General features: G+C 38.0%; 20 protein-coding genes. 2 read left to right on the top strand and 18 right to left on the bottom strand.

What is annotated here, in order from left to right; genetic code table 11:
* Positions 1–9 precede the first annotated feature (9 nt).
* The 16 genes from H8S40_RS05230 to H8S40_RS05155 form a co-directional block, all read right to left on the bottom strand.
* Entirely contained in the window at positions 10–537 is a 528-nt protein-coding gene (locus H8S40_RS05230) for a nitroreductase family protein (RefSeq protein ID WP_186864759.1), read from the bottom strand.
* Positions 538–657: 120 nt separating this feature from the next.
* On the bottom strand, positions 658–2130 hold the full coding sequence (locus H8S40_RS05225) for an FAD-dependent oxidoreductase (RefSeq protein ID WP_366482272.1): 1473 nt from the start codon (positions 2128–2130) through the stop codon (positions 658–660).
* A gap of 154 nt (positions 2131–2284) precedes the next feature.
* On the bottom strand, positions 2285–3340 hold the full coding sequence (locus H8S40_RS05220; protein ID WP_186865623.1) for a Gfo/Idh/MocA family protein: 1056 nt from the start codon (positions 3338–3340) through the stop codon (positions 2285–2287).
* A gap of 101 nt (positions 3341–3441) precedes the next feature.
* Entirely contained in the window at positions 3442–4497 is a 1056-nt protein-coding gene (locus tag H8S40_RS05215) for a sugar phosphate isomerase/epimerase family protein (RefSeq protein WP_186864757.1), read from the bottom strand.
* A gap of 13 nt (positions 4498–4510) precedes the next feature.
* The gene (locus tag H8S40_RS05210) at positions 4511–4906 is read right to left on the bottom strand and encodes a C-glycoside deglycosidase beta subunit domain-containing protein (RefSeq protein ID WP_022076241.1); all 396 of its coding nucleotides are present in this window, start codon (positions 4904–4906) and stop codon (positions 4511–4513) included.
* A 79-nt stretch (positions 4907–4985) separates the two neighbouring features.
* Positions 4986–6098: a Gfo/Idh/MocA family protein gene (locus H8S40_RS05205; RefSeq protein ID WP_186864756.1), complete on the bottom strand. Its 1113-nt coding sequence runs from the start codon at positions 6096–6098 to the stop codon at positions 4986–4988.
* Between the two features lie 155 nt (positions 6099–6253).
* Complete coding sequence (locus H8S40_RS05200) at positions 6254–7174, bottom strand: sugar phosphate isomerase/epimerase family protein (protein WP_186864755.1); 921 nt, start codon at positions 7172–7174, stop codon at positions 6254–6256.
* A gap of 183 nt (positions 7175–7357) precedes the next feature.
* Positions 7358–8644, bottom strand: coding sequence for an MFS transporter (locus H8S40_RS05195; RefSeq protein WP_186864754.1), 1287 nt, complete (start codon positions 8642–8644; stop codon positions 7358–7360).
* A gap of 303 nt (positions 8645–8947) precedes the next feature.
* On the bottom strand, positions 8948–10327 hold the full coding sequence (locus H8S40_RS05190) for an MATE family efflux transporter (RefSeq protein ID WP_366482271.1): 1380 nt from the start codon (positions 10325–10327) through the stop codon (positions 8948–8950).
* 58 nt (positions 10328–10385) lie between these two features.
* Positions 10386–12788: a GH39 family glycosyl hydrolase gene (locus H8S40_RS05185; protein ID WP_186864753.1), complete on the bottom strand. Its 2403-nt coding sequence runs from the start codon at positions 12786–12788 to the stop codon at positions 10386–10388.
* 304 nt (positions 12789–13092) lie between these two features.
* Positions 13093–14070: a flavodoxin family protein gene (locus H8S40_RS05180; RefSeq protein WP_117989724.1), complete on the bottom strand. Its 978-nt coding sequence runs from the start codon at positions 14068–14070 to the stop codon at positions 13093–13095.
* Between the two features lie 206 nt (positions 14071–14276).
* Positions 14277–14837: a chromate transporter gene (locus H8S40_RS05175; RefSeq protein ID WP_186864752.1), complete on the bottom strand. Its 561-nt coding sequence runs from the start codon at positions 14835–14837 to the stop codon at positions 14277–14279.
* Complete coding sequence (locus tag H8S40_RS05170; RefSeq protein ID WP_022076232.1) at positions 14834–15397, bottom strand: chromate transporter; 564 nt, start codon at positions 15395–15397, stop codon at positions 14834–14836. Before H8S40_RS05170 ends, H8S40_RS05175 begins: the two co-directional genes overlap by 4 nt.
* 93 nt (positions 15398–15490) lie before the next feature.
* A complete protein-coding gene (locus H8S40_RS05165) occupies positions 15491–16924 on the bottom strand; it encodes a sulfatase family protein (protein WP_186864751.1) in 1434 nt (477 codons plus the stop codon).
* Between the two features lie 17 nt (positions 16925–16941).
* Positions 16942–18369 carry a sulfatase-like hydrolase/transferase gene (locus H8S40_RS05160; RefSeq protein WP_186864750.1) on the bottom strand — a complete coding sequence of 476 codons (1428 nt, stop codon included), beginning with the start codon at positions 18367–18369 and terminating at the stop codon, positions 16942–16944.
* Between the two features lie 125 nt (positions 18370–18494).
* On the bottom strand, positions 18495–19358 hold the full coding sequence (locus tag H8S40_RS05155; protein ID WP_186864749.1) for a LysR family transcriptional regulator: 864 nt from the start codon (positions 19356–19358) through the stop codon (positions 18495–18497).
* A gap of 238 nt (positions 19359–19596) precedes the next feature.
* Here H8S40_RS05155 and H8S40_RS05150 point away from each other — a divergent pair, with 238 nt between their 5' ends.
* Complete coding sequence (locus H8S40_RS05150; RefSeq protein WP_186864748.1) at positions 19597–20733, top strand: anaerobic sulfatase maturase; 1137 nt, start codon at positions 19597–19599, stop codon at positions 20731–20733.
* Positions 20734–20800: 67 nt separating this feature from the next.
* Here H8S40_RS05150 and H8S40_RS05145 read toward each other — a convergent pair whose 3' ends face one another.
* Both H8S40_RS05145 and H8S40_RS05140 read right to left on the bottom strand, forming a co-directional pair.
* On the bottom strand, positions 20801–21844 hold the full coding sequence (locus H8S40_RS05145; RefSeq protein WP_118738402.1) for an alpha/beta hydrolase: 1044 nt from the start codon (positions 21842–21844) through the stop codon (positions 20801–20803).
* An 89-nt stretch (positions 21845–21933) separates the two neighbouring features.
* Positions 21934–24135 carry a glycoside hydrolase family 3 N-terminal domain-containing protein gene (locus tag H8S40_RS05140; protein WP_186864747.1) on the bottom strand — a complete coding sequence of 734 codons (2202 nt, stop codon included), beginning with the start codon at positions 24133–24135 and terminating at the stop codon, positions 21934–21936.
* A 198-nt stretch (positions 24136–24333) separates the two neighbouring features.
* On the opposite strand from H8S40_RS05140, the gene H8S40_RS05135 reads away from it, so the two are divergent.
* A complete protein-coding gene (locus H8S40_RS05135; protein ID WP_186864746.1) occupies positions 24334–25149 on the top strand; it encodes a helix-turn-helix domain-containing protein in 816 nt (271 codons plus the stop codon).
* Positions 25150–25200 lie beyond the last annotated feature (51 nt).

The following is a 25200-nucleotide window of genomic DNA, read 5'->3' as shown; positions in this document are numbered from 1 at the left end:
CCTCCATTTTTATTTTATTATTTTAAAATAATCTGGCTTTCTTTCGATTGGTCCCGGAAATCCATCAGCAGGATATCCAAGAATGCAAGAACCAACTCCTATGTACTCGCCTTCATATCCAGCCTCTTTTAATAATTCCTTGCCAAGATCTGTCTCAAATGTCTCACGGATACGGTTAATCCATCTTGAGCCAAGTCCGAGTGCATATGCTGCATTGAACATGTTTCCAAGGCAAAGGCTTCCGTCTTCTACCGGATTACCTACACCTTTTTCTGCCAATACTAAGATAATTGTCGGTGCTCCGTAAAATACATCAAATCCTTCCGGTGCTCCTGCTATCTCTGCATTCAGTTTGCACAGTTTCTTGATCCATTCTGGATTCTGTACTGCAATAAAGATTGGCGACTGCTTGTTTCCACCAGATGGAGCATTCATTCCTGCTTTTAATACAGTCATTAGCTCTTCATCTGTAATCTGTTCCGGTTTATAATTCTTTACACTTCTGCGATTCATAATATCTGTTATTGTTTCTTTCATTTGAATTCCTCCAGTATTACCCTTTTATCCCAGATGAGCAGAAGCTATGTTACCTGCTTCTGCTCATCTTCTATTCTGTCATTATTCATTCAATTTAATGTTGCGATAAAAATCTACTGATTACTCTTCATCTTCAACATATTCAGCTGCGCTCATACCAGCGATACGTCCTGTGTTAACAGCAAATCCCATAGAATTGCCTGGAAGTAAGAACATATAACTGTCATCATAAATGTTACAAGCATCTGCTCCGGCTGCATACAGTCCTGGAACTGGCTCGAAGTCTTTGTTACAAGCTTCACAGTTTTCGTTGATACGGATTCCACCAACTGTTCCATATCCGCCTGGACGGATTCTTGCACCATAGAATGGAGCCTTTGTGATTGGTCTTAAGTATCTCTTGTCTTTGAAGAATTCTTCATCAACGCCATCGCAGAAGTCATTGTATTCTTCTACTGTATCTACAAGGTTATCTACATCGATACCTGCTTTTTCAGCAAGCTCTTCGATTGTATCAGCGATAAACAGACCTTCATTTCCGTTCTCTTTTGCCATCTTGATTGCCTCAGCGAAATCAGATACATCTGGATCTGGACGAACCATAGATACGTTATCTACACCATTTCTCATGTAGTATTTTGCGATAGAAGAATCGATGATACTGATGCAGACTCTTCCTTTCTGGTGTGAGCAAACGTTTGAAAGGAATGTTGTGTTCTGCATATGATCCTCATTCATAACACGTTTTCCCTGTAAGTTTACAAGTAAATTTGGCTGTCCCATGATGTTTCCAACGCTTCCCGGAAGATCATCTACACCTTCGATAGCAGCTGCCTGCTCGATTCTTACTGGAAGGTGATCAGCTCCTGCTTCCCATGCCATGCGAAGTCCGTCTCCCATGATTCCCGGAATAGCAAAATTGAACATATCCTCGCCATGTTTGTATCCTGTCTCTTTTTCGATGAATTCTTTGTTGCATCCAGCTCCACCAGTACATACGATTGCAGCTTTACAAGCAACTTCGATTTCTTTACCATCTTTATCTGTTGCAAGTACGCCTGCAACTTTTCCGTCTTTTATAATGATCTTCTTAGCAGGTGTCTCAAGAAGTACTTTTACTCCTAATTCCTGAGCTCTTGCATAGAGAGCTTTGTTCATGAATGATGCAGCTCTAGGTCCGATTCCCTGATCTGTTTTAACAATGTGCCATGTTGGCTCTGATTTTGGGAAGTAACGATAAGCACCTTCGAATTCAACACCCATATCTTCCAGCCATTCGATTGTCTCTGCTGACTGCTCAAAGTAACGTTTTACAAGTCTTGCATCTACATTGTAATGTGTGTATTCCATAAACATGTTAAATGCTTTCTCTACTGTTACATCTTCCATCTGCTGTTTCTGGTATTTTGTTCCGATACCAAGTGGTCCCATTCCCATGTTAGCTGCTCCACCGATTGCTGCAGCTTTCTCAAGAACGATAACCTCTGCTCCATCTTCTGCTGCCTGAACAGCTGCTGATAATCCAGATGGACCTCCTGCAATTACAACTACTTGTGTTTCATAATCTGCCATGTTTTTTCCCTCACTTTTCATGATTTATCTCTTTGATTTATTTTTATTTTAGTTTGTTTTCCTATCATCATATACTGCTTTTTATACCAAAATACATTATTTTTTTGTCTTTACTTCTGTCAAAAAAATTACAGAGAGCAAAAAAGATGATACTTTTTTTGCCCTCTGTATAGTATTATGCTTCAAATGCGATTGCTTTTCCTGTTTTTGCTGACTCACGTACTGCATCCATCACGCACAGCACGCGTCTAACCTGTTCTGGTTTTATAACAACTTCTTCCTCTTTATTAAACGCTTTCACAAAATGTTCGAAGTAGTTTCTGTGATTTACATCAACCTCCGGCAATGCTTCTTCCTGAAGAAGTCCAGGTGCTGCCGGTCCAAAGCTTCTTGTAGGACCTGCAGCTGTCATTGTAATTTTGCCCGGTACATTCTCCAGCAAATGTGCTGTACGAACAATCTTGCCTTCTCCATTAAATCCATCGATGATTGCAGAACCTTTATTACCACCGATAAACCATGCACGCTTTGGTGTCAGATAATATGTTCCAAGCTCAATCTCTGCTGTCACACCATTTTTAAATTTCATAATGATATTAAAATAATCATCTACATTTTCGTTAATAACATTCCTTACATCTGCATAAAGTGATACGATCTCAGATTTTACCATATCAAGCATCTGGTCAATCAAATGAACTCCCCAGTCATAGAGCATTCCTCCGCCCATCTCTGGATATACATGCCAGTCATGCATATTTCCATTAAAACCATAAAGCTGAGATTTGATCACATACATATCTCCTACCATGTTTTTGTCATATACTTCTTTCATGATACGATAATCTTTATCCCATCTTCTCTGCTGATGAACAGTGAATAATACACCGTTTTCTTTGCATGCAGCTACCATTTCATCAAAAAGTGCAACACTCATTGCTGCCGGTTTCTCACAGATTACATTTTTCTTAGCCGCTGCAGCTTTTTTCACCATTTCTGGATGGCTTGGGTTTGGAGTAGATACCATAACTGTATTAATATCTGCCTTTTCAAGCATTTCTTCAATACTGTTATATGTTTCAACACCTTCCGGTGCATCCTTCAGCTGCTCTGGGTTTGTATCTGCTACTGCTACAAGTTTAATCTCACTATCATCAAATGTACTCATCATATCAGCATCGCAATGTCCCATAAATCCAAATCCAACAATACCTAATTTAACTGTTTCCATCATTTATCCCTCCGATTTTTATCTTTTTATTATCAATATCCTTAACGACCAAGATTCAGACAAGGGTTTTCCCTCCTCTGAATCTTAAATCTAGCCTTTTTTTATCCTTCAATTGCTCTTCTCATAGCTTCCTGATGACGACGTACCTGTTCGATACTATCAACACCAACATCTCTCAAATGCTCTCCACCTTCGTACTCTGAACTTAAATATCCTTTATATCCAGCTTTCTTAAACGCCTCGATTACTTCAGGAATTGCAACTGCTGTTTCCACATAATCTTCGTGAACATTATAGAATTTTGCATGTGTATGATAAATGTAATCAATATTATCGATAATATCCTGTGGCTCAGACCAAGAATATGTAAACGATACATTTCCATACCAGCGGTCTGCATCATTTCCACCAGCTGCTTCGATAGCATCCATCATTTCTTTCATTCCGTTTGCCATACGATATTCCATATTTGCTTTTCCAAGGTTCAGATCATATTTAATCTTTGTAAATCCTTTTGCAACACGCTGTGCATAAGCATCATCTACAATCTTAATGCATTCTTCTGATGCACCCATTCTTCTTGCTTTATCTCTTACAACATCTGGGATGTTCTTGCAGAAGATTCCCATATCAGGCATAAATCCGAAGAATTTTGTTCCTGTACGCTTAATCATTTCCATATATCCATCAGCCCATCCTGAGTTCAAAGAAAATGGTGCATGTACTTCAAGACAGATTTTTACATTTTTTTCTTCTGCGTACGCTAAACTTCCTTCGATAACATCCATTGGTGTAGAAACCAATGTACGAAGTGTAGGAAATCCCATCATAGAAGCGAGACGGATATCTCTCTTCATCATATTAATCTGCTCTCCAAGACTTAATGTACGATTGTCATAAATTTTGTTTTCCAAAAATGCATCATAGCATGATGGCTCAAGACCATATTTTTTAAGCCAGCCAAACCACTGTGCTCTAAATTCTTCTGTTTCAATCGGCAATGGGAATCTGCGGATCATCTGTTCAGCAAGAAGCTCTACACCTGTTGCTCCTGTTTTTGCTGTTTCTCTAAGGCACCCCTCAAGATCCAATTTTCCATCATAATATTCATCCTGATAACTATACAGGGAAACACTTCTTTTAATATCATAACTCATCTTCAAGTTCCTCCTACTCAATCACGAAATCTGCGTCACAATCTGCTTCAATCTGAAATGGCATATATGACGGTGCAATAATCTGTCTTGCATGAATGTGATGATTTCCTTTTGCAAGTCCACCTTCTTTAATCACAGATACTGTTGCATAGTCGCCAAATTCCCAACGATAATCTGAATCTACAACTGTACGCATTTCTTCCAATGTAAATGTTTCTCCGTTTACTGTGAAACGAATGTCTTCTCTTTTAACATCCTCTCCGTCTACATTGATCTGGATATCACGAACGATTGACAATGTAATTCCACGATAATACTGTGCTTTGAACTGGAACTGGTAACCTGTTACCTTTCCGTTTTCTTCTATATTTTTAAATCCAGCCGGATTATAAATCTGTCTGCCAGCCATTTTTAACTCCTCGCTTTCCTAATTTATAGCTGAGAATACCGATACTGCTTAAAAAATACCGGTATTCTCAATATTTATCTTAGTCAAAGAATACTTCTTTTCCTGTTTCTGCTGATTTGTAAATTCCTTCGAGAATCTGTGTTACAACAAATGCCTGCTCTGGTTTTACAAGTGGATCTGTATCATTGATGATTGCATTGAGCCACTGCTCCTGCTCACGAACTGCCTCTGCTGCTGCTCCGCCTTCAAAGAAATCAACAACACCTGCAGGTGAGATTGTTTTTTCCATTAACTGATTATGCTCTACTGTGTTGTAGATCAGTTCATCCTGTGGGTAGCTTCCACCGTGGTGGATTTCAGCACCTGCTTTTGTTCCACAAAGTGTTGTAGAAGCTTCCATAGATTTCAGTACATTCAGTGCCCAAGATGCTTCCAGATAAATTGTTGCACCATTTTTCATTTTTACAAGACCGAATGCTGAGTCTTCTACTTCGAATGTCTTAGGATCCCATGGTCCGAATACATTTCCTGCAGGGCCATCTTCCTGACGTCCAAGCTTGTAGAATACCTGTCCTGATACTGATTCTGGCTCATAGTTGTTCATCATCCACAGTGTGATATCAAGTGCATGTGTTCCGATATCGATTAAAGGACCGCCGCCCTGAAGGGCTTTGTTAGGGAATACGCCCCAAGTAGGAACAGCTCTTCTTCTAAGTGCATGTGCTTTTGCAAAATAGATTTCTCCAAGTTCTCCAGCCTCGCAAGATGCATGCAATGTCTGAGTATCGTCACGCAGACGGTTCTGGTATCCGATTGTGAATTTCTTTCCTGATTTTTTCCATGCATCAATCATTTTACGTGCATCTTCTGTATTGTGAGCCATTGGCTTCTCACACATTACATGTTTTCCAGCTTCAAAAGCAGCTACTGTGATCGGACAATGAGCCACATTTGGTGTACATACATGTACAACATCAAATTCAACACTTGTATCGGCAAGCATTTCTTTATAATCTGTGTAAACCTTAGCGCCTTCCACGCCATATTCTTTTGCAGCTTTTTCTGCACGCTCCGGAATGATATCACAGAAAGCGACCATTTCAGCTTTGTCTGCATTTGCCTTGATAGATGGCATATGTTTCTGATTTGCGATCCCTCCACAACCTACGATTGCAATTCTTAATTTTCCCATTTTAGTTCTCCTTTTTATATATTTTAGTTTGTTTCACTTACTCAGCTCAAGAATCCAGATGCTTAACGCATCTGTCGTGCTTCGCACTCTTTGATTCTTTCGCTGTCATCTAGGTTAAAAACAAATGTCTGCTGCGCAGCCGCTTGTTTTTTTTCCTAGATGACAAACTGTTTCAAATATCTCTGGCTTAAGATCAGAGACTGTTCTACTTTTTCTTTGCTTCCTTCGAAAGCTTTATCTTCTACTTCAATACATGTGTATCCGTCATATCCGATGTCTGTCAGTGCAGATACGTATTTATCCCATCTTACATCTCCCAGTCCCGGAAGCTTTGGTGACATAAAATCAAGTGGATATGCCATAATTCCGCAATCATTCAAACGGTCATTGTAAAGCTTAATATCTTTGTAATGAACATGGAAAATTTTATCTTTGAATTCATAAATCGGTTTAATATAATCGATCATCTGCCATACAAAATGTGATGGATCGTAATTGATTCCCAGATTATCGCTATCAAGAATTGCAAATACTTTTCTCCATATAGCCGGTGTTGTCATTAAATTTTGTCCGCCCGGCCACTGGTCTGGTCCAAACAACATTGGGCAGTTTTCGATTGCTATTTTTACATTTTCTTCCTCTGCAAGTTTGATAATCGGTGGCCAAACTTCTTTTACAAGCTCCAGATTTTCTTCGATATTCTTTGTCTGATCTCTTCCGATAAATGTTGTAACCATACCAATGCCAAGCTTATGGCTTGCACGGATTACATTTTTCAAATGTTCTACTACAGAAGCTCTCTTTTCTAAATCTCCATCCATTGTGTTTGGATAAAATGCAAGAGAAGAAATTTCTACGTTTTTCTCTTTACTGTAGTCAAGAATATGTTTTGCATACTCATCGTCTGCAAGGACTTTATCTACATCTATATGACTTACTCCTGCGTATCTTCTCTCTGCTTTACCTTGTGGCCAGCAGGCAATTTCTACGCATTCAAACCCATGATCTGATGCAAAATCCATCATTTCTTCATAACTCCAAGTATCAAGAATTGCACTTACAAATCCTAATTTCATGCTGTTTCGCTCCTTTTCATTTTTCTCTCTTAACTTGATTCCATTATATAAAATATATTTCCGGCGTGCTTTCACAAAATTAACCTAATTTCATACAGTATTTGGACTCTTTCTTTTTGTACAAAAAAAGAGGACAAAAAAAGATATATCTTTTTTGTCTTCTTTTTCTTTCGTTCGCTTTCTTTAGTCTTCCAGCTTGTACATAGCTACCGGTATCAGTGCTAATACATATACAATTGCCGGCATTAAGTTTACACCAATTTGAATTCCGTTTCTGACTTCATTTGTAATGTCTTTTCCAGCTACATATCCAAACCATCCAATAATAGCAATTCCAAGTGCAGAACCAATTGCTTGCCCAATCTTTCCTGCCAGACTGTTCATTGAAAATAATATACCATCCGGTCTTGCACCTGTTCTATCATGAATATCTGTGACTACATCAACTAACATTGAACTTCCACACGCTCCACCAATATATCCGATTCCATATACAACATGTGCCAGCAGCAAATACGGAATATTTGTATAAGGTCCAAAGAACATCATAAGGCATCCTGCTGTTTGAAAAATCAGAGCTACATACAATGTTTTCTTTCTTCCAAGTTTATCAATCACTTTTGGTCCAAAAGGCATTACGATTGCACCTACAAACATTGGCATCATCATAAACACAGTAATTAAAGCAAAGTTTTGAACAACATAAATGTAAAAGTATGTTGCACATCCAATTCTTCCCATCATTCCAATCATATTCAATGTTGTGTATGCAATAACAGACATAGCATTGCGATCTTTCAGCACATATTTTAATGATTCTTTTGTAGAAGTCTGCTCTTCTTTCTTTACTGTAATTCTCTCTTTACAGTTTTTCGCACAGAACCAGAAAAGTGGTAATGCAACAATTGCATATGCTCCTGCTGTAATCTGATATCCTCTTCCCGGCCAGATACCTTCAAAATAATTTACTAATGGTAATGTACATAACTGTAAAGCAATCATACCAATTACCATTCCCATCATTTGTGCTGTGTTTAACTTATTCACTTCTTTCGGATCATTTGACATAACTGCTGGCAATGCAAGGTATGGCACATTCGTCATTGTGTAAACCATTCCCAGTCCGATATATGTAATGTAAGCATAAATCAGATTTCCCACACTACCAAAACCTGGTACACTAAATGTTAAAATTGTAAATATAACCAACAACGGAGCACCGATTGCAATATAAGGACGGAATCTTCCGTATTTTGTATGTGTATGCTCCATAATCGCACCCATCATCGGGTCATTAATTCCATCCCATATTCTTGCTACCAAAAACAATATTGCAACAGCTCCTGCCTGCAATCCAAATACATCTGTGTAAAATAATGTCAGATACGAACTTACCATTGTCCATGATAATTGGGATGCCACGTTTCCAATTCCAAATGAGAAATAATCTTTTCCTTTCAGTTTTTCCATTGTTTCCCTTCCTTTCTTCGTTCGAATTTTCAAGAGTCTATTTTTAAATAAAATATGACTGACAGATTATATTCTTTTATCAAAAATAGAACTTTTCATTTCGTCCGACTTTCCCATCTTTAGCAATGTTGCTATTCACTTATTCTTCCTACCCTCCTTTATTATGTTTGATATCCTCATATTATCTTTTTCGCCATTTTTCAGCGTGCATATTTCTGTTCCATTCTTTTCTTTCATAAACCTTTGTTTCAAAAAGCAGATGCAGGTTTCGAATTTGAAACCTGCATCTGCTTTTTTCCTTTTTTATTTAATTGCTTTTGTTTTCCATTTTCCTCTTTTATAGAAGAAAGTAGTAATTAACGCTCCGATCACCCACGAAATAACAAGTGACAGATAAATATATTCACGTTTTCCCTGTGGGAATGCTGCACTTCTGGACGCATATACAAGGAGATATGCCAGTGGAACACGAATTACAATTGTCTGTACAATCGAAATCCACATCGGTGTCATCGTATCGCCGGCGCCTCTCATAATTCCAGACAGCACCTGTGTAACTGACATAACCAGATATCCTACCGCAAGAATCTGCATTAGATGATAACTTAAATCTACCAATTCTGATGTACTTGTAAAGATTCCCATCAACGGCTTACCAAAGATTAAGATCAACCCTGTGATGACCGCCGATGTTCCGACTCCCATAAAGAGTCCCTGTTTTGCTCCCTTAGCAACACGTTCATACTGGTTTGCTCCGACATTTTGTCCTGCATAAGTCGTCATTGCATTACCAAATGACATATTCGGAAGCATCGCAAATCCATCCACACGCATCGTAATTACATTTGCTGCAATAAACTGCTCTCCAAAACTGTTCGTCAATGACTGTACGATCAACATCGCCATTGAGATCATCGCCTGTGTCACTCCTGACGGAACGCCCAGTCGAATGATATTTCCTGCATGATGTTTATTTAACCTGATATATTTCCACTTCAGATCAAAGAGCTCAGTTAATTTTGAAAGTCTTCTCACACACAAAATTGCTGAAATTCCCTGTGCGATTGCAGTTGCAAGTGCAACCCCGTTTACTCCCATGCCAAATTTTACTACAAAGAGTAAATCTAACACAATATTTAACCCACTTGCTACCAGCAGATATAAAAGGGCTGACATCGAGTCTCCCAATCCCCGAAGTACACCACTTAAAATATTATAAAACGCAAGCCCTGCTGCACCTAGAAAGAGAATTCTCAAATAAGATGTACACCAGTCTAAAATTGTCTCCGGTGTATTCAGCAATTCCAGGAGTGGTCTTGCTACCAACGTAGCAACTACCATAATGATCAATGATGCAATTGCCGTTAATACAATACAAGTTCCGATTGTTCCCGATAACGCCTCTCTGTTTCTGGCTCCAAGATATTGGGATACCATAATGCTTGCTCCTACCGAAATTCCGACAAACAATACAATCAGCAGATTTAAAATCGGACCTGCACTTCCAACGGCAGCCAGTGCGTTATCTCCTACAAATCTTCCAACCACGATGCTGTCAACAGTGTTATAAAGCTGCTGTGCAATGTTTCCTATCAGCATCGGTATCGTAAAGATTAGAATATCTTCCCATGGTCTTCCGACCGTCATATCCACCGGTGCGAATAATCGTTTTAACTTATTCACTTTTCGTTCCTCTCATTCCATTTTCCCTTTTATTTCAGTGCTCCAAAATTATATGTTTCTAATATTGATAGTGAATGTCCAGCACTTTAATCTCATGTGCTTTTAATTTTGTCTCAATACGCAGAACGTTGTCCTCCACTGTAATCCTTCTCATATCTACCTTCGGGTTTGCACTTCGTTTCATATACTCAACCTCTCCTTTGGAAAGATTGCCGATATAATCCATGTCCTTCCATATATTTTGGATACTTCCATTATCTTCATTCACATAAAAAACGCGCATAACATAGTTTCCATTTTCTACATTATTAATCTGAAATTTTAAATGAATCGAATCTGTATCCTCATATAAACTGTCAATATCATCTACCCGAATATCTTTCTCATCCTTCATTGTATATCGATAATTGAATTTTTTACAGTTATGGCACGCAATAGTATATACACCTCGTCCATCTGTTGTCAACAACGCATTTTCTGTTTTACCGAGTAAGCCCTTTTTTAAAAATTTCAGAAAATGAAATGCATAAAAGGATGGCTTTTTGATTCCATCTCTTGTCAGAAGACCATTATCCCCATACAGAACAGCATCGGAATCATAATATTCTGTGTGCAAATCCGAACCATGCCAGTACCCCATCATATCTGCTTCGCCAATCGATTCGATACACGTTTTCACAATGTATGCTCCCTGTGCACAACTATCATTGATGCAATTTCGATTTGATATTGTAAAATTCCATTCTGTAATATGTAGTTCATCCGGCATAAAATCTTCTGCTTTCAAAACATCTTTGAATAATTCCAGTTGATTTTTCACAAAGCTGTTATCAAGCGAACGCTTTCCAAAATAAACCCCGTCCTGCTGCAACAATAAATAAGAATACGAGTACACACTGATAAAATCTGGTCTGACACTTCTTGTTTTCCAATTTTGAATCAAAATACTGTATTGATATCTATCGTATCCAAGTGCAAATCCAGCTCCTCCTACCTTAATTTTTGGCGATATCTTCTTTAATGCATGATACCCAATCTCAAAACAGTCAAAATACCACCCTTTCGCATCCAGCATATTGAGACGGTCATCTTTCCAAAGTTCAAAATACCAGCTCTCGATTTCATTTACCCCATATCGGTTTGCAATATGTGATGAAAACGCCTGCATCACCTCTACATAACTTTCTCTGTCATGAAATATGATTTCATTATATCGGTCTCCGACAGACGAATTGATTGTATAATTTACATCTGTTGGTTTAAATGAGAGTTCTATATATGGTTTCAAATTATGCTCTACCAAGAAATCCAGCCCGCGGTCTATTCTGCTGAAATTATATTTGTTATCTCCGGAAATATTTTCATAATACATATCCTGCATAAATATATTGTAAATCCGGACATAGGAAAATCCGATTTCTTTCTGCATAATAAGCAACTGACTCTGCACATCATAATTGAGCAGCGAATCAATATTTCCCATATTGATGATTTTATCCCATGGCTTTTCCCACTCTGTAGTATTCTTTGCATCTACGACATACAGATTCATATTTCTTGTCGCTGTATTATCCGCCACCGGCTCTTTGCCTGTCAGATATTCTTTCACCCTTTTATCCAGTTCTTGTTTTGCCTCTTTATTCTCATTCAGATTTTCTTCTTTATGAACAGTCGAACGATATGCCGACGGAGTCATATTATAGATTTCTTTAAAAGCCTTATTGAATGCTGCTGTTGTAGGAAATCCATTGTCCAGTGCAATTCTTGTAATCTTTTTTTCGCTATAGACAAGCTCATCTACTGCATGGAACAGACGAATATTATTGACATATTCCAAAAAACTAAGTCCAAAATGTTTCTTAATATATTTGGATAAATATGCATTCGATAAATACAATTTCTGTGCCAGATCGTTCAGACTCAGTTGTTTTTGATAATTTGCCTGCACGTAATTCTGTATCTCAAATATTCGCGAATTATCCGGGGTAAAATTCTCTTTCATTCTTACATCGTCCGCTTTTATCATAAAGTAAGCTACTAACAAATAAATAGCTTCATAATAAATGCTATTGAGATAAATCGCCCCTTCTTTTTCTTTATCATAAGAACGATTCAGCATCTGATCCAGCACTCGTTTCAACTGTTCATAAGACTCATTTTTATCAACCGTTGTATTACACCAGAATAATAACTGATTTGTTCCCATATATTCTGCCAACATAGTAAAATTAATCTGAAATGATGCAAGAAGGATTTTTTCTTCTGTCGCCCTCCAAGAATGACGCTTGTTCGCATTAATAAGTAAAAAATCACCTTTTTTCAAATTATAAGTTTCTGGTTCAATCTGTACTTCCACACTGCCTTCCAGAACATATACAATCTCCAGATTCTGATGAAAATGTGTATTCTGTACTTCGCTAGTATCAAATTCGAAGTCCATAATTGTTCGCATATTATCCATTCAAGTACTACCTCTCTTTTGTGGTTTCTGCTTTTTAGTCACTATTTTTAATTTTAATAGGTGATAATATTTTCGTCAAGCATTCACCAAAACAATTTCAGCTTCAAGCCATTTAGGGACGGGGATTAGTGGGACCATTTGGGGACGGGGATTAGTGGCTCTTTTGGCATGCCAAAAGAGCCACTAATCCCCGTCCCCAAATGGTCCCTATAAACAGTAACCCCCACAGAATACTGCATATCACAACACCCTGCGGGGGAATCCATACCACTATGTATTACAATTTATAACATTTCATAAAGTCTTATGCGTTAATCATTTCATCAAACTTTTTAACACGCTCCATCTTCTTCTCAAGCAGCTCTTTGTTTGCCATAATCTTAGGTCCACAGATTGCTCCGAATCCCTGGATTTCTGTTGTATGCTCTCTTAATCCGGCAAATGTTCCTCTTGCTCTTGCCTGCTGTGCTTCAGAGAACTCAACATTTAATTTATCTCCATCGATAGAAATCTTTCCTTCGATACCACAGATTGGACACTCTACTGTTGTTGTTCCGTTTACTGTCAACAGGTTCTGGTGACATACAGGACATGTTCCCATTCCTTTTGGTCCGTAGAATTCAACATCTTTATCATCCATCTCTACAGCAGCTGCTGTACGTTTTCCAATCTCGTGCATATGTCCGATCATTTCGTCATTCAGGTATGGATTTCCGATTGTTCCCATGCTGTTTGCATTGTAGTTAGCAACAACTTTCATCATTGCAGGGAATCCGAATAAATGCAGAGTTGCTGTTCCCATAGATACCCAGTTTTCTGTGCTTGCTCCACCTACTGAAATGTAAGAAACTGTACGACGTCTTAATCTCTCGATTGGATAATCGTCTGCGTTACCAGGAGCTTCTCCAGCTCTTCTCTTATCCAGTACCCAGTTAATAGCTGATACATCGTGACGGCATGAGAAACGGTCTACAAAATCTTTGAACTGTCCTACTGGCTGCAATACATATACAGGTGCTCCAAGGATGATTGCATCTGCTTCACGAACAGCCTCTTCTACCATCTGGAAATCATCTTTGATGATACAGTTGTTATCTTTTCCTTTTTCTAAAGCTGTTGAACAGGCTCCACATCCGATACAACGACCGATATTCAGTCTCTGTGTATTGATAAAATTAATCTCAGCATCTGGAAATGCTTCTTTTGCTCCATAAAGAGCTTCTTTTACAAGAATGTCTGTGTTTGCATTCTTTTTACCAAATGATAATCCTAATACTTTCATAGTTATTTCCTTTCTTTTTCCTCGATTTTCCAATCTGTTACGATTCATTTCGACCTGATTGATATTACATTCTCATTATACCGATTGATGTATATCCATACCTCATCACATATGCCTTCTTTTCTGGACTCAAAATGACCTGCTTATCTTTCTTTATTTTTTGTCGAAACTTAAAAGGTCATCTTTTTATATTCAATTTTGACCTTTCACAGAAGCATGGAAGTAAAAAGTTTCATTCCACCTGCCAAAATCATCACTAAGATTGGACTTATACAAGTTTTTCTCAATAAGAACAAGGAAATAACAAAAATTACAACCATGCTCCAGTCTATATTTGAAACAGAAATTTTCCCACCATCTCCCCAGAATGCGGTAATCAAAATGCTAATACCCGCAGATGCAATCATGGCAATTACCACCGGATGCAACGACTGAAGCACTTCTTGAACTACCTGATTCTCTCGATTTTTCAGATAAACATAGGCAATACTCGTCACAATAATGCAAGATGGAAGAATACAGCCTGTTGTAGCAATCAAAGCGCCTCCAACACCTGCAATCTTATTTCCAACAAAAGTTGCAGAATTCACCGCAATCGGTCCCGGTGTCATCTGCGAAATGGAAATTAAATCTGTGAATTCAACCATACTCAACCACGCATGCTTTGTAACAATCTGTTCCTGTATCAATGGCATCGCTGCATACCCTCCGCCAAAGCTAAAAAGGCCAACTTGCAAAAAGCTAAAGAATAATTGTAAGTAAATCATGCCCATTTCCTCCGTCCTATCCATGTTTGCACACATCCAATTCCAATGCAGATTAAAATCACTGCATAAACCGGTACTCCAAAAAAGCAGGTTGCCATAAATGCTACAATCATAATCAGATTCTGTGCTGCCTTCTTTTCTTTTACTACACCGCTTGCCATTCCATATACTACATCCGCAATGATTGCGCCTACCGCCGCCTGCATACCAGTTAATATCTGGCTTACAATCACATTATTGTGGAACTGATTGTAAAACACAGAAATGACAGAAATAATAACAAGCGGAGGTAGTATCGTCGCAATAATCGCAGTCATTGCTCCCAAGATCCCCGCAAGCTTATATCCTACAACAATTGCTCCGTTCACGGCAATCGCGCCCGGCGAAGATTGTGCGATTGCAATCAGATCCAGCATCTCTTTTTCATCAATCCAGTGATATTCATCTACGAATTTTTTCTTCATCAATGTTACGATGACATATCCTCCTCCGAAAGTAAATGTACTTAAATAAAGTGTAGATATAAATAATTTCAGTAAAATTTCTTTTTTACTTTTCATCGATCTCGTCCTATCTTTTTGTGTTTCTTTTTATATTTCTATTCTTATGGAGGAAATCTTCTCCTCTTACTGACATATCTTTCTATAAATATATCATTCCTGCAATCCTGGAACAACATCTGATGTCTGTAAATACCAGTCCAACATTTGATTTTTCATCTCACAGACAATATTTTTATAATTTGGATTATAATATAAATTCTTTTCCTCTTTTGCATCCACCTCCAAATTATATAATTCATTTTCTCCATTTGTTCTCACAATCAGCTTCCAGTTCTTTTTCCGCATCATCGTACCTCGACACACACATTCCTGTCTTTCCTGTTGAATCAACATTTTCGGATAATAAATACACTCTGGTCGCATTAAAAAATTATAGTCCCGCTCCGTTCCTTCAAAACACTGTTGTTCCCGAACATCATATCCCCCTTCACAATAGACAACTGCATCTTCGGTTTCTTTCTCCCCATCAATCAAATTTCTAAGCGATTTGCCAAAATGATCGTGCTTTGCTTTTATGCCTGCATAATCTAATAAAGTCGGGAAAATGTCCAGCTCTGACACCAGTTGTTTTACCTTGTGTTCTTTTAACGAATTTGGAACCCTTATCAATAACGGAACTTTTGTCAGATCATCATCAAACGCATTTGGCCATTTTTCAACCAGCCCATAATCTCCTGCCCAGTCTCCATGATCAGAGGAGGTTACGATAATCGTGTCTTCCAATAAACGATTCTGTTTCAATGCTTCAATTAATCTACCCAACATATCGTCACAATACTTTACCATACCCAGATACACTGCTGCACACTTACGAAATATATCATCATCCACCTTTTCGAAATGACTATATTCTCGAATAATTCGCATAAAAGCAGGCTTATTTTCCAAATCTTTTCTTCGCAATTCTGGCAAATCATCCGGATTGTACATGTCATAATATTTTTTCGGAATCGTATATGGCGCATGTGGATTATTTAATGATACAAACAGGAAAAATGGATTCTCTCCTTTTTGATAGTGATTCAGAAAATCGACTCCGGCATTTACCATTTTCGTATCTGTCATTTCTTCTAATTCTTCGTCTTCCATTGGCTCCAATAACATGTGGTAACGTCCAGAAAACATCGGTAATTTTTCAGTTTTCACAACCTCATTGTCTTTCCGCCATGCCAGTTTCAATCCCAGACTCTTCGTAAAAGACTGCCTTGAAGCCTCATCGTTCAAACAATGGTTTTTCCCATAAAACTGTACGTTATATCCTGCATCTTTAAAATCTTTCATGAAATTAGGATGATGTTCGTCTATAAAGTGTAACAAACTCCGATGACCATTTACATGCGGATACCATCCTGTCAACAGAGAACATCTTGAACCAACACATACTGGATTTGCAACATAAGTATTCTCAAAACAAGTTCCCTCTTTTGCAATCCAGTCATAATTTGGTGTTTTTGACACCTGATTTCCATAGCATCTCAACACATCCGCTCTCATTTCATCTGTAAAAAAGAATAATACATTCATCTTTCGCCCTCCTGTAATCATCTACCTTCTATTGGCACCACGTCCGAAGTATGAATCAACCAATTTAACATTTTTCTTTCTAATTTAATAGAAATGTCTTTATATTCCTCTTGTCCATACAAATTTTCTTCTTCCCATGGATCTATTTGCATATTATATAATTCATTTTCTCTATTTGTCCTCACAATCAGTTTCCATTCTTTATATCTTTGCATCACAACACGGCATACTGTTTCTGGTCTCTCCTGTTGCTGCAGACATTTCGGATAATAATCTGTTCCTGGAATTTGTGGAAAATCCAATGGTGTTCCTTTAAAGCATGTCGGTTCAAAGCAATGTGGTTCATTTATATCATACCCCCCTTCACAATAAACCGCACGTGACTCATCCCCATTCTCTCCCTCTAATTGTGGACGAAGTGAAACCCCAAATTGTTGATAATGCAACTCTATATTCTCATAATCCAAAATCGTCGGGAAAATATCAAAAGACTGTGTAAGTGTCTTAATTCGCTGTCCACCCTTACATCCCGGTCTTCTTATAATAAGCGGAACTCTCGTTATCATATCCGTCATATCTGAGGGCCACTTTTCAACTTCTCCTGCATCTCCCGCGAAGTCTCCATGGTCAGAGCACAAAATAATTGTTGTCTCCTCATAAATTCCGGCTTCTTTCAACGTCTGTACAACTCTACCTGTCAATTCGTCCACATAAGATATCATTCCAAGATAAACAGCATTGATTTTTCTAAAAAATAATTCTGTCTCTTCTTCCGTATTTCGATACTTCTTTAAAACCTTATATAATTCAGGTTTGTTCTTTTTCACCCATTCCAATTTTCTCGGAAATGGAATCTGTTTGGCATTATACATGTTATAGTATTTTTCCGGAGCCGTATATGGAGGATGAGGATTCATCCATGATAACATCAAAAAGAAGGGTTGCTTTTTCTGAGCTTGTTCTTTTATAAATTCAATTGCGTCTTCTGTATGTTGCTCATCCCCGATTTCTTTCTGATCTATATTTGGAATTGGTGGATATAACATAGAATATGGTGCGTTTTCAATTGCACGATATGATTTTGTAACATCTCTCCTTTTAAATGGGAGTAATTTTTTGAAGACATGTTGCATGGATTGTTTATCAAACATATCATCTTTTCCTGCGTGGCACGTCACAAATCCAGCCTCATTTAAATGCGATATAAAATTAGGATCGTGCTCTGTAATATTATAATACGTTCTTTTTCCATTTACATGCGGATACCAGCCACTGACCAAGTTACATCGGGATGGACCGCAAACCGGATGTGTCGTATAGTTTTGTTCAAATAATGTTCCTTCCTGTGCAAGTCTGTCAATGTACGGGGTCTTTACCAACGGATGTCCATAGCACCCCAGACTTTCTGCTCTCATTTCATCTGGAAACAGCAATACATAATTCAAAATATCATCTCCTAATATAAAAAAGTTATAGTCTCTCGTTCTAAAGAAACTATAACAATTTTGCTTTTACTTGTATAATGCCTGAAACTCATCATGCAATTCTGCATTTGCATCAAACCATGTTTTTATCCAAATACTTCTTTTATTGGAAATTTCTTTTCTCTTTTCCAACTTATCATAATCTTAAAATAGATGCTTTCATCCTCAATCGGTATAAACTGTATCTTCTCAGACTCAAGCAAATCTGGGTTTTTGTAAAAAATGCTATATCCATCCTTTTTATGTAAATGTAAAATCGTATTTATAACATCGCCCGTATATATAACTTGTTCTGATGCAATCTGTAATTTATGCAATATCATTTCCTGATATTTTCCAAACTCAGGATCTAATTCTTTTTCTACACAGATTAATTTTTTATTCTTAAGTTCCTGATACAGGACTTCCTTCTTTTTCTGATTAAATTTCATCTCTTTAGAACATATAATCCCAGCTGAAATTCGTTCCAACGTATAGTGCTCAATCTCGCTTCTTTCTGATAAAAATCCGCCCAGAGATATAACAATATCTATCTTATCTTTTTCAAAATCTTCCTTTAACTCATCAAATCGATATCTGTATATTTGAATCTTTTCCGGAGAGAAAAATCCGCATAATTTTTCTAATAAATTATCAATCAACTCCGAAGTAATCACTTGCAATACTCCAATTCGAACAAAGTCCTGATGTGCGGTCTTACTTTTCACTTCTTCTAAACTTTCCTCAATCTCATTAACAATCTTTTTAAATCGATTTTGAAACACTTTTCCTGCTTCTGTAAGTACCACTTTCCGATTATTTCGAAATAGTAATTTTACCCCCAATTCTTCTTCCAGTGCCTGAATCTGTCTGCTAAATGCAGGTTGCGATACAAATAGATTCTGTGCTGCATTTGTAAAATTCAATGTTTTGCTTACTTCTAAAAAATATTTTATCTGTAATAAATTCATCCTGCTCACCTCAATAACTTCATGGTAACATAAATCTATCTTTTACTCAAATGCAGATTTTATATCATTCATGCAGTCTTGATATGACACAATCCTCTTTTTGCATTGTACTTTTCTCTGCGTATCATGTAAACTGAACTTAAACATTTTTATAAAACAAAAGATAATTTGTTATCGTTCACTTTATCCCGAACATATGGTCTGGAATATAAGCAATAATCTAACAGGAGGAATTTATATGCCCGCAATCAGTGTTCTTATAAAACCTTCATCCAGTCTGTGCAACATGTCCTGTGACTACTGTTTTTACTGCGATGAAGCCCAGAAGCGAACACATAAATCTTATGGATTTATGACGGAAGAAACCTTAAAAAATGTTATTCGAAAGACTCTGCTTCATGCAGAAGGATATATCAGTTATGCCTATCAGGGCGGTGAACCAACCTTACGCGGTCTGGATTTCTACAAGCAGGCTATCGCCTTTCAAAAGCAATATAACAAAAACAACATTACCATATCAAATTCGTTCCAAACCAATGGCTATCTGTTAGATAAAGAATGGTGCAAATTCTTTCACGAAAATCATTTTCTGGTAGGACTTTCTATTGATGGCACCAGAGAAATCCACAATATCTACCGACGTACAGCAAATAACGAGGATACTTTTGACAGGGTTGTTGCCTCAGCCAAGTTAATGGATCAATATCAGGTCGATTACAATATTTTAACAGTGGTAACGCCCCAAATTGCCGCTCACATACGTACCATCTATTCCTTTTATCAAAAAAAAGGATGGAATTATCAACAATATATTGCCTGTCTCGATCCTTTAAATGAACCTCACGGAAACAATCCTCATTCGCTTTCACCAGAAGTATATGGACAATTTTTGATTGATCTTTTTGAACTTTGGTACAGCGATCTACAGCAAGGAAAGCAGCCATTTATCCGTCAATTCGAAAACTATGTTGCAATCGCAATGGGTTATTATCCAGAATCCTGTGAGCAGCGTGGATTCTGCGGAATCCAGAATGTTGTTGAAGCAGACGGAAGTGTTTATCCATGTGATTTCTATGTTCTTGACGAATATCTCCTCGGTAATTTTAACACAGATCGGATAGATGTAATCAATCAGCATCGGGTAGATTCGGGATTTATAGAATGCTCTCAAAAACTGGATTCTAATTGTAAATGTTGTAAATATTATCCACTTTGCAAGGGTGGCTGTCAAAGAAACCGCGACTATAATAAAACTTCCAACAGTTATCAAAATTACTACTGTAAAAGTTATCAGATGTTTTTCCAGAAAAATTATACTCGCATTATGGATATTGCAGATAAAATTGCTAAAAACAGGAGGACAGATTTCTTTTGATCCGCTCTCCTGTTTTTTGCTAAAATTCTATATTCGTATCATTTATAAATTTTAAATTCATATTTTATCAGATATTCGGAATCTTTCCCAGCACCTCATTCAACTTCTCTTCGTCCACATCTATAGAACGCTCCTGAAGCAAATCTAGCAATTTCATTTTACTAAGTGTTGTCATCATATCTTCAAATGTCATATCCGGTCTAAATGGAGTTATTTTCTCTTTCATCACTTTGATTGTATCCGCAAGTGCCTCTTTTGCTGCCGGGTTTCCAAAAATTCTTCCAATCGTACAATCCAGAGAAAGCCATGCTGCACCATCATCTGTGATATGTGCTTTACAATTTGGTTTTGTAAGTACTTTATCTTCTGCTGTTCCAACATAAAAATCACCCATCACATCCTTTAAAAATCCAATACTATCTTTTACCCAATTTGGAATTCTTGGACAAAATGCGGATTCTCTTGTCTGGATGGATTCATCACCTGTTGAAAAACCATGCGGTCCATATGCATAAATATGACTCTCAAATGTTACTCCTGCCTTATCCAGTGCATCCATCATCTGAATACTGTTATGAATCGGAACCACATTGTCTGTACGAGCTGCGAAAAGGAAGCATGGGCAAGTATCATAGTTTACTTCTTCTACAATTCTCGGTGCATTGGTCGCGATTTCATCAACCTGTTCATTTAATACTGCATAACCTAAAATTGCTGCTGCCGGTTTATGCTTGGCAATCGTTGCAGCTGCACCTGCGAGATGTCCTCCTGCTGAGAATCCGGCTACTGCAATTTTATCTGCCATCAAATTCCATTCATCTGCATGATTGATGATATATTCCATTGCATCTTCATAATCCTGTAATGGGTCCGGCCAGCTTCCGACCTCGTTTATCGTATATCTAAGAATAAACGCATCATATCCTGCATTTAAGTACGCCAACGCTACCGGTTCAGCTTCACGGTCTGAGCAGAACATATAGCCGCCTCCTGGAATTACCAGTACACCTGGTCTCTTGGTAATATTTCGATATTCTTTTCCTACATCCTGAATAAATGCTGTTAAACGGACATTTCGTTTTTCATTCAAAGTAACTTCTATTGTTTTCATTTTCTGTTTCCTCCCATATATTTATATAAAGAACAGCACAAGATTTTCTATCTGTCCGATAGACTTTTCCTGCACTGTTCCTCCTTTAATTAAAATTTAACATTTACTTCTTCACACAGACAATCTCTTGAGTTTCCACCAGCATAGATTCTGAATTTTCCATCTTCTAATACATATTCAGCCTGATTGTTATAGAATCCCATATCCTGTTTTGCCAAATGTAACACAACAATTTCTTCCTGTCCAGGTTTCAGCTCTACTCTTGCAAAACCTTTCAGTTCTTTCACCGGACGCACAAGACTTGCTGTTACATCCTGCATGTACAACTGTACGATTTCTATACCTTCGCGGTCTCCTGTATTTTTCACCTGTACTGTTACTTCCAGTTCCTCTGCTTTTTCTTCCACATGAAGATTCTCGTATTCATATGTTGTATAACTTAATCCATAGCCAAATGGATATAGAGCATCGAACGGAGCATCCAGATAACGTGATGTGAACTTACTCTTGCTTCCCGGTCTTCCTGTACTTGGATGATTATAATAAATCGGGCACTGTCCTGTTACTGACGGGAACGAAGCTGACAATTTTGCTGACGGATTTGTCTCTCCAAAAAGTACGGATGCCAACGCATTTCCTGCCTGGATTCCAAGATGCCATCCTTCTACGATAACCGGTAAATGTTCTGCCTCCCAGCCAAGTGCCAGCGGACGTCCATTCATCAATACTGTTACAAGTGGTTTTCTGAATTCTAATAATTTTTCCAGCAACTGTCTCTGTTCTCCCGGCAATGTTGTATCTGCTTTTGAAGATGCCTCTCCACTCATACCAGCAGTCTCTCCAACTACTGCGATAATCACATCTCCTTCCAGGCAAGCCTGTTCAATTTCTTCTTCATTAATCGCACCTTCCGGTCCGCCACATGGATAATATTTTACATCTGCTCCACTGTTCTGCAGTCCTTCTAACACTGATACACAGTCTGCCTGATTAAATGCCATTGCCCACGCACCGCAAACTTCTGCTTTTTCAGCTGCCAGAGTTCCAACCAGACTAATTTTCAAATTTCTATTTAATGGCAAAATATTTTTTTCATTTTTTAATAATACAATTGATTTCTTCGCTGCTTCTAATGTTGTTGCAACATGTTCTTCCGGCAATGCTTTTTCATACTGCTCGATCACTTCATCCGGAACATATGGGTTTTCAAACAATCCAAGCCATACTTTTACTGATAAGATTCTACGCACAGCCTCATCTACTGTATCCATAGATACTTTGCCTTCTTTGATCAGCTGTTCCAGATTCTTGGAGTAAATGTTTGTTCCCATATCCATATCCAGACCGGCATTGACAGCCTGACGACCGGCATCTTTTTCATCTTCAGCAATACCATGTGCCACACATTCTTTGATTCCATTTGCATCACTGACAACAAATCCATCCAGTCCATATCCATCTTTCAATACCTGACGAAGTGTATATTCATTGACTGTACATGGAACACCATTCAAATCATTAAATGATGCCATTGCTGTTGCAGCTCCCTCTTCTACTGCTGCCTTAAATGTCGGCAGATATACATTATGAAGCTGAGAGATTGACATACTTGTTGTATTGTAATCTCTTCCTGATTCGCAGGCACCATATGCAACATAATGTTTTACACAGGCTGCCACATAATCTTCTACAGACTCCTGATTATTCTGCAATCCCTGAATTTTCTTTCTCGCAAAGCAAGACCCCAGATACGGATCTTCTCCAGGTCCCTCGGAAACTCGTCCCCAACGAGAGTCTCTTGCGACATCGATCATCGGTGCAAATGTCCAGTTTATTCCATAAGCTCTTGCCTCTTTTGCAGCCATCTTTGCTGTTCTTTCGAACAGATTCTCATCAAAAGATCCTGCCTCTGCAATTGCGATTGGATACACACTGCGGAACCCATGAATTACATCGAATCCTACAATCAGCGGAATTCCAAGTCTGCTTTCTTCGACTGCGATTTTCTGCAATTCATTATTTTTACGTGGGTCATTTACCATCATTGCTCCGACTTTACCGGCACGGATATCATCTTCATGGAAATCCTGCTCTGAAGTTGCGAGGATTTTCTGGAATTCCTCCTGAGAAATACGTCCGTCTGTCATCATCTCGATCAACTCTTCAAACGGAACTTCAAACCCGCCTACTATTGATGGCGATTCCAGATTCATCTGACCAATCTTCTCTTCTAATGTCATCTGGCTTAAAAGATCTTCTACTTTTGCTTTCTGTGCTTCTGTTAAGTTCATGTTCTGTCGTTCTCCTTTCATGATTGCGTACATCACCATATTCTGCTAAATTTTCAATATTCAAAGCTCTTTTCTATAAATAGCAATGTGCCTGCAAACTACTGAATTCTATACTTTCATTATACGCCCTTGACAGCATTCCTCAATCTAAATATAATGATATTTATATAACGATATATAGATTTGAGGTTTTAACACATGCTATATCAATTTCATTCCAAAGAATTTTCCCAGACTCTTCCTATCCAACTTTGGATGTTTGGAGCAAATCATTTGCAGGAACCGGTCCGAAGACCTCAGGGAGTTCCTTACTTTCAATGGTTCTACTGTGTAAAAGGACAGGGCGAACTTATCTTAGATGAACAAAGAAGCATAATTACAAAAGGACAGGGATTTCTTATTTATCCTGACCAGGAACATATTTATCAGGCAGTCACAAATAACTGGACTTTGCATATTATTGCCTTCAATGGTCCTCTCTGTTCTGATATTCTTGCTTTACTTCAAATGGGCGAATCCGGCGCTTATCATTTTTCGGATGGCTCTATTTTCGAACAGCATATTCAAAAACTCCTCTGGCTTTATGAAAATCGTTCCAGTGATCAGACGCTTTCCTATTCAAAAGAATGCTACGATTTTCTTTTGGATCTTTCCAGATGTATCACGCGCACACATGAATTTACATATTCCCACGAAAATCCTTTCGTCTTGAAAGTCATTTCGTGGTTAGAGGAAAATTATGCCCGGCCGATTAGCCTGAATGAATTGGCCGAAACTGTCAATCTTACAAAGGATTACATGTGTGCTTTATTTAAGAAAAATACCGGTGAAACAATTATTCAATGTCTCACCAGCATTCGTATTGGTCATGCCCAACAATTTTTAATTCAATATCCTGAAAAAAAGGTCATCGATGTAGCACAAATGTGTGGATTTGACAGTCCAAGTTATTTCGGAAAAACGTTCAAAAATATTGTTGGGATGACTCCTGAACGATATCGTAAAAATGGATAAACCGCTAGGGACGGAGTTTTTTGGCTCGCATGCATGCCAAAAAACTCCGTC

The sequence above is a fragment of the Ruminococcus hominis genome (assembly GCF_014287355.1).
Taxonomy (GTDB): Bacteria; Bacillota; Clostridia; order Lachnospirales; family Lachnospiraceae; genus Schaedlerella; species Schaedlerella hominis.
Note: the sequence above shows the minus strand (reverse complement) of the source record. Positions and strands in the feature narration are given on the sequence as shown.

Coding starts and splice junctions, on each gene's coding strand:
- H8S40_RS05170 (WP_022076232.1), bottom strand. CDS start 15,397: ATGAAAAGTAAAAAAGAAATTTTACTGAAATTATTTATATCTACACTT.
- H8S40_RS05145 (WP_118738402.1), bottom strand. CDS start 21,844: ATGAAAACAATAGAAGTTACTTTGAATGAAAAACGAAATGTCCGTTTA.
- H8S40_RS05150 (WP_186864748.1), top strand. CDS start 19,597: ATGCCCGCAATCAGTGTTCTTATAAAACCTTCATCCAGTCTGTGCAAC.
- H8S40_RS05135 (WP_186864746.1), top strand. CDS start 24,334: ATGCTATATCAATTTCATTCCAAAGAATTTTCCCAGACTCTTCCTATC.
- H8S40_RS05205 (WP_186864756.1), bottom strand. CDS start 6,098: ATGGGAAAATTAAGAATTGCAATCGTAGGTTGTGGAGGGATCGCAAAT.
- H8S40_RS05215 (WP_186864757.1), bottom strand. CDS start 4,497: ATGAGTTATGATATTAAAAGAAGTGTTTCCCTGTATAGTTATCAGGAT.
- H8S40_RS05165 (WP_186864751.1), bottom strand. CDS start 16,924: ATGAATGTATTATTCTTTTTTACAGATGAAATGAGAGCGGATGTGTTG.
- H8S40_RS05220 (WP_186865623.1), bottom strand. CDS start 3,340: ATGGAAACAGTTAAATTAGGTATTGTTGGATTTGGATTTATGGGACAT.
- H8S40_RS05225 (WP_366482272.1), bottom strand. CDS start 2,130: ATGAAAAGTGAGGGAAAAAACATGGCAGATTATGAAACACAAGTAGTT.
- H8S40_RS05230 (WP_186864759.1), bottom strand. CDS start 537: ATGAAAGAAACAATAACAGATATTATGAATCGCAGAAGTGTAAAGAAT.
- H8S40_RS05175 (WP_186864752.1), bottom strand. CDS start 14,837: ATGATTTACTTACAATTATTCTTTAGCTTTTTGCAAGTTGGCCTTTTT.
- H8S40_RS05210 (WP_022076241.1), bottom strand. CDS start 4,906: ATGGCTGGCAGACAGATTTATAATCCGGCTGGATTTAAAAATATAGAA.
- H8S40_RS05195 (WP_186864754.1), bottom strand. CDS start 8,644: ATGGAAAAACTGAAAGGAAAAGATTATTTCTCATTTGGAATTGGAAAC.
- H8S40_RS05180 (WP_117989724.1), bottom strand. CDS start 14,070: ATGAAAGTATTAGGATTATCATTTGGTAAAAAGAATGCAAACACAGAC.
- H8S40_RS05200 (WP_186864755.1), bottom strand. CDS start 7,174: ATGAAATTAGGATTTGTAAGTGCAATTCTTGATACTTGGAGTTATGAA.
- H8S40_RS05155 (WP_186864749.1), bottom strand. CDS start 19,358: ATGAATTTATTACAGATAAAATATTTTTTAGAAGTAAGCAAAACATTG.
- H8S40_RS05185 (WP_186864753.1), bottom strand. CDS start 12,788: ATGGATAATATGCGAACAATTATGGACTTCGAATTTGATACTAGCGAA.
- H8S40_RS05140 (WP_186864747.1), bottom strand. CDS start 24,135: ATGAACTTAACAGAAGCACAGAAAGCAAAAGTAGAAGATCTTTTAAGC.